This window comes from Stenotrophomonas sp. ESTM1D_MKCIP4_1 (genome assembly GCF_003086895.1).
GTDB lineage: Bacteria > Pseudomonadota > Gammaproteobacteria > Xanthomonadales > Xanthomonadaceae > Stenotrophomonas.
This window is the reverse complement of the sequence record NZ_CP026004.1, coordinates 4013635-4025176: the sequence shown is the minus strand read 5'-3', so window position 1 is coordinate 4025176 and position 11542 is coordinate 4013635. Positions and strand designations below refer to the sequence as shown.

The 11542-nt window shown below is 66.8% G+C and carries 8 protein-coding genes; 4 read left to right on the top strand and 4 right to left on the bottom strand.

Annotation, left to right across the window (positions count from 1 at the left end; genetic code table 11):
* Positions 1–15: 15 nt before the first annotated feature.
* The 4 genes from C1924_RS18185 to C1924_RS18170 all read left to right on the top strand — a co-directional run bounded on the left by C1924_RS18185 (position 16) and on the right by C1924_RS18170 (position 4140).
* On the top strand, positions 16–375 hold the full coding sequence (locus C1924_RS18185) for a hypothetical protein (RefSeq protein ID WP_108766563.1): 360 nt from the start codon (positions 16–18) through the stop codon (positions 373–375).
* A gap of 146 nt (positions 376–521) precedes the next feature.
* Positions 522–2252, top strand: coding sequence for a bifunctional isocitrate dehydrogenase kinase/phosphatase (gene aceK, locus C1924_RS18180; RefSeq protein WP_108766562.1), 1731 nt, complete (start codon positions 522–524; stop codon positions 2250–2252).
* Positions 2253–2318: 66 nt separating this feature from the next.
* Positions 2319–3206 carry an energy transducer TonB gene (locus tag C1924_RS18175; protein ID WP_108766561.1) on the top strand — a complete coding sequence of 296 codons (888 nt, stop codon included), beginning with the start codon at positions 2319–2321 and terminating at the stop codon, positions 3204–3206.
* Positions 3207–3267: 61 nt separating this feature from the next.
* Positions 3268–4140, top strand: coding sequence for a TonB-dependent receptor (locus C1924_RS18170; protein ID WP_108766560.1), 873 nt, complete (start codon positions 3268–3270; stop codon positions 4138–4140).
* A 46-nt stretch (positions 4141–4186) separates the two neighbouring features.
* On the opposite strand, the gene C1924_RS18165 is transcribed toward C1924_RS18170, so the two are convergent.
* The 4 genes from C1924_RS18165 to C1924_RS18150 all read right to left on the bottom strand — a co-directional run bounded on the left by C1924_RS18165 (position 4187) and on the right by C1924_RS18150 (position 11486).
* Positions 4187–5761 carry a sensor domain-containing diguanylate cyclase gene (locus C1924_RS18165; protein WP_108766559.1) on the bottom strand — a complete coding sequence of 525 codons (1575 nt, stop codon included), beginning with the start codon at positions 5759–5761 and terminating at the stop codon, positions 4187–4189.
* Positions 5762–5869: 108 nt separating this feature from the next.
* The gene (locus C1924_RS18160; protein WP_108766558.1) at positions 5870–6886 is read right to left on the bottom strand and encodes a cupin-like domain-containing protein; all 1017 of its coding nucleotides are present in this window, start codon (positions 6884–6886) and stop codon (positions 5870–5872) included.
* Between the two features lie 62 nt (positions 6887–6948).
* The gene (locus tag C1924_RS18155) at positions 6949–9936 is read right to left on the bottom strand and encodes a TonB-dependent receptor (protein ID WP_108766557.1); all 2988 of its coding nucleotides are present in this window, start codon (positions 9934–9936) and stop codon (positions 6949–6951) included.
* A 542-nt stretch (positions 9937–10478) separates the two neighbouring features.
* Positions 10479–11486, bottom strand: coding sequence for a LacI family DNA-binding transcriptional regulator (locus C1924_RS18150; protein ID WP_108766556.1), 1008 nt, complete (start codon positions 11484–11486; stop codon positions 10479–10481).
* Positions 11487–11542: the final 56 nt, after the last annotated feature.

Here is an 11542-nt window from a genome sequence, read left to right as displayed (position 1 = left end):
ACAAGGGGATACGACGTGGCTGGACTGACCGAATCGTTGAACGCACTGATGGGTATCGACGGCGCACAGGCCGTGGCGCTGGTTGATTACGAGAGCGGCATGCTGCTGGGGGAGGCCGGCGCGGGCATGGACATGGAAGTCGCCGCTGCAGGCAACACCGAAGTGATCCGCGCCAAGATGAAGACGGCGGCTTCGCTGAACCTCAATGACGGCATCGAGGACATCCTCATCTCGCTGGGCCGGGCGTACCACATCATGCGGCCGGTGGCGAAGAAGAAGGGCCTGTTCTTCTACATCGTGCTGGACCGCGCGAAGAGCAACCTGGCCCTGGCCCGGCGCAAGGTGCAGGACGTGGAGTCCGAGCTGGCGATCTGAGACGGTAGTGCCGGCCGCTGGCCGGCATCGGCATGGATCGACCGGCCATGCGGTGGCTGCCGGCCAGCGGCCGGCACTACCATCGCGCTCGACGGCATCGCACACGCCGGCGTATGGTGGATGCTCGTCTCCCTGCCGGGCCGTGCATGTCTCCGCCTGCCATCGCCGCTGATCTGGCACCCCGCATCGCCGCGGCCATCCGCGATGGCTTCGAGGATTACCACGCCCGTTTTGCCGGAATCACCGCACGGGCCAAGCTGCGCTTCGAGCAGCGTGACTGGGCTGCGGCGCGGCAGGATGCGGTCGAACGCATCGCACTCTACGACCTGTGCATCGCCGAGCGCATGGACGCGCTGCGGCGCCTGGCCGGCGATGCCATCGGCGCACGCGCGCTGTGGCTGCAGGTGCACGCGCACTACAGCGCGATGCTGCAGGGGCTGATCGACGCCGAACTGTACAAGACCTTCTACAACACCCTGGCGCGCCGTCTGTTCGCCACCCGGGGTGTCGACCCGGCACTGGAATTCATCGCTTTCGACATCGAACCGTCCGATGCGATAACCCACCCGGTGGCACGCCACACCTATGCGGTGTCGCCCACGCGCCCGGTGGAGGCGTTGCAGCGGGTGCTGGCCGATTACCGCTTCGATGTGCCCTATGCCCACCAGCTGCGCTGCGCGGCGGCAATCGCCATCCGCCTGCAGGATGACCTTGCCCACTGGGGCGACACCCCGGTGCGCAGCATCGAACTGCTCGACACCGTGTTCTACCGCGAGCGTCGCGCCTACCTGGTCGGCCGCGTGTTCGGCGAACATCGCTTCTCGCCCTGCGTCATCGCGCTGGTCAACGACGAGCAGGGCCTGCGTGCCGATGCGGTGCTGACCCGCCGCCGCGATGTCGCCCATCTGTTCGGGGTGTCGCGCAGCTACTTCCAGGCCGACCTGGCCACCGTCGGTGACGCCGTCGTGTTCCTGCGCAGCCTGCTGCCAGGCAAGCCGATCGATGAAATCTACACAGTGCTCGGCCGCGCCAAACAGGGAAAAACCGAACGTTACCGCACGTTCTTCCGCCACTTCGGCGAGTATCCGCACGAGCGCCTGGTGCATGCCGAGGGCACGCCGGGCATGGTCATGGCGGTGTTCACCCTGCCCAGCTATCCGCTGGTGTTCAAACTGATCCGCGATCGCTTTGCCTGGCCCAAGGCGATGTCGCGGATGCAGGTGGAAGAGAAGTACGCACTGGTCTTCAACCTGGACCGTGTCGGCCGCCTGCTCGATGCACAGCCTTATCGCCACCTGCGCTTCCCGCGCGAACGCTTCGCTCCGGCGCTGCTGGATGAGCTGCTGCAGCAGTGCGCGCAGAGCGTGCGCGTGCAGGGCGACGAGATCGAGATTGCGCTGTGCTACGTGCAGCGACGCTTTCGCCCGTTGAACCTGTATCTGCGCGAACAGGGCGCACCGGCCGTGCGTGCGGCGGTACTGGACTATGCGCAGGCGATCACCGACATGGCCCGCAACAACATTTTCCCGGGCGACATGCTGCCGAAGAATTTCGGTGTTTCGCGGCATGGCCGCGCCGTCTTCTACGACTACGACGAGCTGTGCCTGGTCAGCGACTGCGTGTTCCGCGCCTGGCCACAGCCGCGCACGCCGGAAGAGGCGCTTGCCGATGAGCCGTGGTTCCATGTCGGCCCGCGTGATGTGTTCCCCGAGCGCTTCGGCCCGTTCATGGGGCTGCCGGCGCAGGAACTGGCCGCAGTACGCGAGCACTACCGCCACCTGTTCGATCCGGCCTGGTGGCAGGGCCTGCAGGCCCGTTTCGCCAGTGGTGACTACCCTGACACGCCGCCCTATGCCGCCGATCACCGCCTGGCATGATCGGCGGGCGGTCAACATCGCCAACCCAAGTGGGGTAGGCTTGCATTCTGAGCACAAGGAGTGAGTGTGATGCGATCAACCCTGTTTCTGGCCCTGGCACTTGCCATCGGTGGCGGTGCCGCCGCCATTGCGCCCGATGCCGCGGCACAGACCGCGTCGGCCGTGCGGGCCACCGCCGAACTCAGCATGGTCCTGACCGGTACCCTGGACGTGGCCGCCGACGGTTCGGTCAGCCGCGTGGTGCTGGACCAGCGTGCGGCCCTGTCGCCGGCCATGGCCAGCTTCGTCGACGACACGATCAGTGGCTGGCGCTTCCAGCCCACGCTGCGCGACGGAGAGGCGGTTGCGATGCACGCCCCGCTGCGCGTGCGCCTGCTGGGCAAGCCCTCCAGCGATGGCAGCATGCAGGTGCGCATGACCAGCGTGGACTTCAGTGAATACAGCCCGGATGCCACCGATGGGGTCACCATCGGCAGGATGGTGCCACCGCGCTATCCCGTGGCGGCCTTCCGTGCGGGTGCCCAGGGCGACGTGTTGCTTCTGGTCAAGGTCGGGCGCGATGGCAACGTGGCCGACGTCATCGCCGAACAGGTGAACCTCGGCGTGGTGGCACCCGGCCGGACCATGGACCAGCTGCGTGATCTGTTCTCGCAGGCCAGCGTCTCTGCCGCCCGCAAATGGACCTTCACGCCACCGACCACCGGCCCGGACAAGGATCGCGCGGACTGGACCGTGCGGGTGCCGGTCTCGTTCGCCATCGGCGGCCGCTCGAAGTCATCCGCAGAGGCGTATGGCGTCTGGAAGGCCTTCATTCCAGGACCGCGCCAGTCGGCGCCGTGGCACCAGCGCGATGCTGCCCAGCAGGGCAGTGACCTGCTGCCCGCCGGCGGTGTCTACATGGTCGACAGCGCCAATCGTGGCCTGCGTCTGCTGACGCCTCTGGCCAAAGACTGATTCCCGACCGGCGGCAAGCCGCGTCAGATGCTGGACAATTCAATACAACGGAGTGTGTGCAATGCGATCTTCCCTTTTCCTGGCCCTGGCCTTGGCCCTCGGCAGTGGTGCTACCTGCATCGGCAGCGCCGACGCACAGACCGTGCGCGAGGTGCGCAAGCAGATGGAGGCCAGCATGACGCTCAGCGGCGTCATCAACATCGGCCGTGAGGGCCAGGTCGAGGACTTCCAGCTGGATGGTCGTGACAAGGTGGCCGCCGACGTCGCGTCGATGGTCGACGGCACGGTCAGGAGCTGGCGCTTCGAGCCGGTGCGGGTCGACGGCAAGGCCGTGCCGGCCCGCACCGAAGTCCGCCTGCGCCTGCTGGCCGACAGCCTGACCGGCACCACCATGCAGATCCGCGTGGCGGATGCGAACTTTGGCCCGGTCAGCGATGAGAACAGGCTCTCCAGCGATGACGTCAGGGGATTGAAGATGCGCGCGCCGGCCTACCCGGAACGCGCCGCAGCCATCCGTGGGCAGGGCGAGGTATTGCTGCTGGTCAAGGTCGGGCGCGATGGCAAGGTGGCCGACGTGATCGCCGAGCGCACCAACCTGACGGTGGTGGCTCCGGAACGGCAGATGCAGATGTTGCGTGATGTGCTGGCCAAGGCCAGTGTGAGCACGGCCCGCAGCTGGACGTTCAATCCGCCGACCACCGGAGCGAACAAGGACGATGCTTTCTGGACCGTGCGGGTGCCGGTGCGCTACGACTTCTCCAAGCGGGAAGAGCGTTACGGCCGCTGGTCGGCCTACATCCCGGGCCCGCGCCAGCAGGCGCCGTGGAGGACAGGCGAAGACGCCAATGCCACCGGTACCGACCTGCTGCCCGAAGGCGGCGTCTACATGGTCGGCCGCAACGACGGCCCGCGCCTGCTGACCCCGCTGGGCTGACCGGTACCGCAACGGCGCCGGGTATCCCGGCGCCGGCCTGCACGGCTCAATCCGCGTGCGGGTAGACCACCACGCGGTTGCGGCCTTGTTCCTTGGCCAGATACAGCGCCTTGTCGGCCAGGCGCAGCGCCTGCTCGACGTCGGCATGGAAGGTCGGGAAGTGGGCCACGCCCAGCGACACGGTGATGGTGCCGATCGGCGCGAACGGCTCGCTGGCGATGGCCTGGCGCAGCCGTTCGGCGGTCTGCTCGGCCGCGGCCACGGTGACGCCCGGCAGCAGCACCAGGAATTCCTCGCCACCGGCGCGGCACAGCACATCGGTTTCGCGCGAATGGCGGCGCATCTGTTCGGCGATATGTACGATGGCGGCATCGCCGACGTCATGGCCGTGGCCATCGTTGATCGATTTGAAGCGATCGATGTCCAGCGCCACGATCGCAAATGGCAGGCCCTGCGCCTGCAGTATTTCCAGCGCATGCTGCAGGCCGCGGCGGTTCAGCAGCCCGGTCATCGGGTCGGTACGGCTGGCGCGGTTGAGGGTGCCGATGCGGTCCTGCAGCGCATTGAAGCTGTACAGCACGGCCTGCTTCAGCTGCGCGACTTCAAAGTACCAGGCGCGGATGCCGGTGACGTGGTTGATCGCATTGCCGGTGTCTTCGCCTTCCTGCACATTGCGCGCCAGCTGCCACAGCGGCATCGAAATGCGCCGCGCGAACCACCAGGTGATGAGCAGGGAGAGTACCGCCAGCGGAATGGCGTTCCAGATGACCGACGTCATCAGGCGTGACAGCGGCTGCAGCGTGGCTTCGGTCGGGCGCTGGGCGATGATGCCCCAGCCGGTGGCGGGTACCGGCGCATAGCCGGACAGCTGCGCCACGCCATGGTTGTTGACCAGTTGCTGGCTGCCGGAACGACCGGCCATCACGGCTTTCACCGCCGGATTGTCCAGCGCGTAGGTGCCCACTTCCTTCGGATTGTTGTGGTAGATGATGCGACCGTTGTGGTCGACCACGTACAGGTAGGAACCATCGCGGTAGTAGTGCTTGCCCAGCAGCGTATGCAGCGCACTGCGCTGGCGCAGGTACAGGGTGCCGCTGACGTAGCCCAGGTAGTCGCCCTTGCGGTCGAAGATGGGGTGGGACAGCGAGATCAGCAGCTTGCCGGTGGCCGACTGGTAGGGATCGGTGATCAGCGGCTGGCGTCGTGCCAGCGCCATCTGGCTGCCTACGCTCTTCAGCACTTCGCCCTGCAGCTGCAGTGTCTGCGGCGACGTGGCGATGACCAGGCCATCCACGTTCACCACCAGCGATGAGTTGAAGCTGCTCGATTGCAGCTGCAGGCGGCTGGCTTCGCGCTGTGCCTGGCCCGGCTCCAGCCCGGTCTCGCCCAGGCGGGTGGCGGCGTAGGCCAGTTGCTGCTGCGCCGACAGCAGGAAGGTCTGCGTCGTCTCGGCCAGCTTGCTGGTGTAGACGCGGTTGGCTTCCAGGGTGTTGCTCACCAGCTGGTCGCGCTGCACGCGGTAGCTGGCCAGCAGGGTATTGGCCAGGGCGATGAGCGTGCTGAGCAGGGCCAGCGCTAGGATCAGCTTGCCCAGGTTGAGGCGGTTGGAGATCGGCGGCATGCGGCGGCGGTGCGCAGCGCAGCGGGGGCGCTGCCTCGCACGGAGGGTGGGGGAACCGCCATTATGGGCACATTCGCTTGCCCTGGGGTTAAGTACGGTCTCCCGGTGTCAGCGCTGCAGGCGCCGCCGCAAGGTGTCGCGCACGCGTTCGGCGCCCGCAGCGTCCAGCGGCGCCAGCACGCCACGTGCGTCCTGCGGCACGTGCGCTGCCGTATGCTCGCCGGCATCGAACACATAGTGGTCAAGCATCACGCGCCAGTGCGTGCGCTGTTCCGGTGGCAGGTCGCGCAGGGCGAGGATGGCCAGCATCAGCGCGTTCATCGGCGAATCCATCCAGGCCGGCACCGGTCGCCACCAGCTGTTGACCAGCACGTTGAACGCCTCCAGCCCTTCCATGTGGTGCCACCACAGCGAGGGAATGAACACCGCATCGCCGGGTTCCAGCTCGGCCACCAACGCATGTTCCAGCGCCTGCGCGAAACGCGGGAAGCGCTGCAGGTCAGGGGCGTGGAAATCCACCAGGCTGATGGCCTGGCCAGCCGGGGTGAAATCCAGCGGCCCCACATACAGGTTGTCGATCTGCTGCGGCGGGAACAGCGTGACCCGGCGGCGGCCGGCGGCCACGCAGGCCAGGTTGTCCGGCACGTCCTGGTGGGCGGCGATGCGCGAGCGGTTGCCGATCCAGATGCTGGCCAGGGGCTCGGCCACGCCCAGCTGCAGCGGGTTGGCCTGGCTGAAGCCGGGCAGGAAACTGTCCAGCGTGGTCGAGGCCACGTAGATCGACGGTGGCGCCGGATCGGGGGCGTACTTCAGCAGTGTGGCCAGCACCACCTTCAGCGGTATCTGCTCGCGGCGGAAATTGAAGCCGCTCATGTCCTCGTTGTAGAACAGCCGGCCGTGCGTATCCGGCGCCGTCGTCGTCGCCGTCACCGGCATCTGCCCGTGGTCGAAGCGGGCCAGGTGGGCGACGGCCTCGGCGGCGGACCGGCGTGCTGCGCTGACCAGCGGCCAGTGCGCCACCAGCCCCCGGATCACCTTCGGCGTGGTCCAGGTGGGCAGCTGGGTGGGCAGCTGCGCCGGGTCCAGGCCGTGGATCTCTTCAATGGGGCGGGGCTGGGGCAGCATGCGCGGGTATCCGGGGCAGTGTGGAGCCGGGCCTGGGCTCTGCTCCACACTACTGCAGCCGATCAGAACTTGTAACGCACGCCGAACATGTAGCGCGGCCCGGTCTGGGTGGCGTAGCGCAGCATGTTGGTGTGGCGCGAGTAGGTGCGCATGGTCTCGTCGGTCAGGTTGATCGCTTCCAGGCTCAGGGAGAGCTGCTCGCTCACCGCGTAGCTGATGTTCAGATCGAGCTGGCCGTAGGCCGCGGTGTAGTTCGGGTTCGGGCCCTGGCCGCCGATGCCGTTGAGGAACTTGTCGCGCCAGTTGTACGCCGCACGGATCTGCCACGCGTTCCTGTCGTAGAACGCAACCAGGTTGGCCGAGTCGCTCAGGCCGATCATCGGGTACTGGTCACCCAGGCTGAGATTGTTGAAGGTCAGCCCGGACTTCACTTTGGTGTAGTTGGCGGCAACGCCGAAGCCGGATTGGCCGAACAGGTGCTGCACCGCTACTTCCCAGCCATCCAGGTGGTCCGAATGCTGGTTGGCCGGCACGGTGATGTCGAAGCCGGCGATCGGGTCGGTCGGCAGGCCTTCGATGGTGCCGGTCAGCTGGCCGGCCGAGTTGACGCCGGTGAAGTTCACGCCCGGATCGCCCGCGTGGTTGGTGAAGATGTAATCGCGGATGCAGGGCATGTCGGTGCCACCGCAGGACGCCAGCGCTTCATTCCAGTAGGCGCCGCCGACCGGCGTGTGCAGGTTGCCGCTGTTCTCGCGCACCACGGTGTCACTGATGAAGTTCTTGATGTTCTTGCGGAAGAAGCCGGCCGAGGCGTAGCTGGCTTCGCCGTAGTACCACTCCAGCGAAAGATCGAAGTTGTCCGAGATCAGTGGCTCCAGGCTGGGATTGCCGCGGCTGCCGCTGCCACCCTGGGTACGCACGATGTCCGCCAGCGACTGGCCGCTCTGGATCTGCGTCCAGCTCGGGCGGCCCAGCGTGCGGCTGTAGCTGCCGCGCAGCGCCAGTGATTCGCTCAGGTCCAGCTTCAGGTCGACGTTGGGCAGCACGTAGTCGTACTTGCCACGACCACCGACGAAGCTGCTTTCCGGCGCGTAGACGATGTTCAGCTCGTTGGCCGAGCCCCAGCTGATGCCGGTCGGCACGCGCACCATCGCACTGGATTCCACTTCGGTCTGCTCGTAGCGCACGCCGGCGGCCACGTGCAGCGGCATCGACCAGTCGAAGGTGGTGCGGTACTGCAGGTACGCGCTGCGCGTCTTCTCGGTGGTGCGGATGTCCTCGGAGTATTCGGTGGGCGCGTAGTAGCAGGTCGGGCAGGCCGGGTCGGAGGCGGTGCCTACCTGGGCGGCGCGGTCGATCAGGCGGTCGAAATCGAACACCAGGAACTGGCCGGTCAGGCGCGGATCGCTGTGCCCGGAGAACGCCTTGAAGTACTTGGCCATGTTGTCCGCATACCAGATGTCATCGGCATAGTCGGATGGCGAGCCCAGGCCGCCCCAGGTATTGCGCTGCATGATGGCCGAGGCCGAGCGGTTCTCCACCTGGCTGTGGCCGATGCCGAAGTCCAGCGCCGAATAGTCGGCGAAGCGGAACGTACCGCGGCCCTGGTACTGCTGCACCTCGGACTTGTTGTAGCTGTTCTGGAACACCGAGCCGGTGACCAGTGCATCGGACGCCTGCACGCCGCCCGGCGGCAACGCGATGTTGATGATCGGCAGGTCGCCGCTGTAATCGACGGTGGTCTTGCCGCGCACGAAGGCGGCCACGCCGAGCACGCCGGCCGAACCGTACGGGCTGTCCGGCTGCGATTCGGCGGTGGAGTTGTGCGCATCGAACGACAGGTCCAGTGCGTCGTTCACTTCCCAGTCCACGTTGAAGCCCAGCGAGTGCATGCCGGTCTTGGTGGCCAGCCGCGCGCCGCCCATCGACACGTCCGAATTGGTCATGTCTTCGCTGTAGATGATCGGCGCGGACACCGGCCCGTTGGTCCAGGTGCTGTCGCCCGGGCCGTAGTTGAACCACACCGACAGTTCGCTGCGCTGCTGCTGCACCTTGTTCTCGACATAGGTGTAATCCAGCGTGGTGGTGACATTGTCGGCCGGCTTCCACTGGAACGTGGCCTGCGCATTGGTGCGCTGGCGCTGCACGCCGTTGACGTTGTAGGCGGTGTTCTGCGGCCGGCCGTACACATCGTTCGGGCCGGGCCGGTTGGTGATGCGGTCCGAATAGCCCTGGCCCGGCTGTGGCAGGGCGCGCCAATCCGTGGTGTCGTTGCCGTACATGGTGGCCCAACCCTCGGCCACGGTGGCCTGGTTGAAGCCCGAATCACGCTCCTGGTGGCTGGCGCTGAAGGCCACGCCGAAACGGTCGTCCGCATAGCGCTGGCTGAAGATGCCCGACAGTTCGCCGGTGATGTTCGAGCCCTGCAGCGTGCGCGGCAGGTTGTCGTTGGACGAATCGTTGACCGCCTTCAGGCCCAGGCTGATCACCGGCTCCGATTCCAGCGGCCGCAGCGTCTTGATGTTGATGGTGGCGCCGATGCCACCGGCCGGATTGTCGGCGCGGCTGGTCTTGTACACCTCCACCGCCGATATCGATTCGGAGGCGAGGTTGGCGAAGTCGAAGGAGCGCGAACCGTTGAGGCCACCGCCGCCATTGCCGAGGTTGGAGGCCGGCATCTGCCGTCCGTTCAGCAGCACCAGGTTGTAGTCCGGGCCGATGCCGCGCACGGTCACCTTGGAACCTTCGCCGCTGGACGTGCGGTCGATCGATACACCGCTGATGCGCTGCAGTGATTCAGCGAGGTTGGTGTCCGGGAACTTGCCGATGTCCTCGGCAACGATGCCATCGACCACGCCTTGGCTGTCGCGCTTGAGGTTCATCGAGGACTGCAGGCTGCCGCGGATGCCGGTGACCTGCACCGTGTCCAGCGTGGCCGGGTCCGGCGTTTCGCCGGCCGGTGCATCCTGCGCCCAGGCCGGTGCAGCGAGCGCTGCCAGCAGCGCGGAAGTGAGCATCGTCTTGCGAGGTACTGCCTTGTACGTCTTCATGGAAGCTCCCTCCCCAGGGAATTCGGTGGTGTCGTTGCGGCGTTGTCTTGATCGCGGGTTGTGCACGTGGCCGGATTGGAGCCACGGTTGACAGCGTTGTCAACAAACTGCCATCAAGCGCGCCCTGCGCGCCGTGGTGCGCGTCGCGATGTAACCGTTGCCATGCGTCCACTCATGTCGATGAATTGCCTTTGATGGCGGCGCCTGCGGCGCTTTTTCAGGGATGACAGCGCTGCCAATCCAGCTACCAGGGAGTGTTGTGCGGTGCAGAACGGAACTGCGCGGATGCAGGGAGAGAATGCCGTCGGGGCGTCTTCGCAGCGCGTTGACAGCGCTGGACAACCAGGCGCGATGCGGCCTGTCGCGCGTGACCGATCTATGGCTTGAGTCACGGGTCATGAGGACAGCGACCGGACACGGGAACAGCCGTCAGTGGACATCACGCGCAGCACGGCGCCGTGCCCGCGCGCAGATGCTTCACGTCCTTTCAGTGTCGAGGTGGCATGGAAGGCGCCGGCTGCGAGTGCCGGCGCCGGCGCGGGTCAGCGTCGCCGCGGCGGCGCGGTCGATTCGCGTTCCAGTACCGCGTGCTCGACCGTGATCATGCGCCCGGCGGCATCGGCACGGATGTGCTCGATCAGCTGCTCGGTGGCCAGCCGGCCCATCTGCGCGGTCGGCTGGCGCACGGTGGTCAGGGCAGGGTAGATGTGGCCGGCAATCGGGGTGTCATCGAAGCCGCACACCGACAGATCGCGCGGCACGCGCAGGCCACGTTCGCCAGCCACGCGATAGACCGCAGCGGCCATGTCGTCGTTTGCGGCGAAGATCGCGGTCGGCGGGTCATCCAGATCCAGCAGGGCATTGGCCGCATCCACGCCCGACTCGAACGAGAACTGGCCGTTGACCACCAGCGACGGATCGTAGGCGATGCCGGCCTCGCGCAGCGCCTGCCGGTAGCCGGCGTGGCGCCACTGGCAGGCACCGTGCGCGCGCGGGCCCTTGATATGGCCGATGCGTCGATGGCCCTGCGCGACCAGGTGACCGATCAGTTCGACCACGGCGGTGGTCTCGTCCATGCGCACGCCGATCCGGCCTTCCGGATGTCGCGGGGCGATGCACGCGAAGGGAATCCCGTGCTCTTCCAGGTAGGACAGCACCACCTCGTCATCGGTCAGGGGTGGGATCAGCACCACCCCGTCCGGGCGCGAGTTCTCGAACAGCGCGGCCAGGTCGGGCAGGGTGCGGCGGCCGATCCCGACCGGGCCCAGGATCAGGTTGTAGTGCTGCGCATGACAGGCCTCCAGCATGCCGCTCTGGATTTCCATCAGATAATTGCGCGAGGGATTGTTGTAGACCAGCGCCAGTGCATACGAGCGCTGGCCGGCCAGGCTGCGTGCCGACAGGTTGGGCTTGTAGCCCAGCCGCGCCACGGCCGCCAGCACGCGCTCGCGCGTCTGCTCGCGCACGTTGGGCTCGTGGTTGAGCACGCGGGACACGGTCTTGATCGATACCCCGGCAACGGCGGCGACATCCTCGATTCGACTGCGCATGGGGCGATGGTTCCTCCTGGAAGGCGGCGGGCACGTGCCGATGGTAGGTCGCGCGT

Excerpts from the sequence above, each read along its gene's own strand:
- C1924_RS18160 (WP_108766558.1), bottom strand. The coding sequence starts at position 6,886 with ATGCTGCCCCAGCCCCGCCCCATTGAAGAGATCCACGGCCTGGACCCG.
- C1924_RS18155 (WP_108766557.1), bottom strand. The coding sequence starts at position 9,936 with ATGAAGACGTACAAGGCAGTACCTCGCAAGACGATGCTCACTTCCGCG.
- aceK (WP_108766562.1), top strand. The coding sequence starts at position 522 with ATGTCTCCGCCTGCCATCGCCGCTGATCTGGCACCCCGCATCGCCGCG.
- C1924_RS18170 (WP_108766560.1), top strand. The coding sequence starts at position 3,268 with ATGCGATCTTCCCTTTTCCTGGCCCTGGCCTTGGCCCTCGGCAGTGGT.
- C1924_RS18150 (WP_108766556.1), bottom strand. The coding sequence starts at position 11,486 with ATGCGCAGTCGAATCGAGGATGTCGCCGCCGTTGCCGGGGTATCGATC.
- C1924_RS18165 (WP_108766559.1), bottom strand. The coding sequence starts at position 5,761 with ATGCCGCCGATCTCCAACCGCCTCAACCTGGGCAAGCTGATCCTAGCG.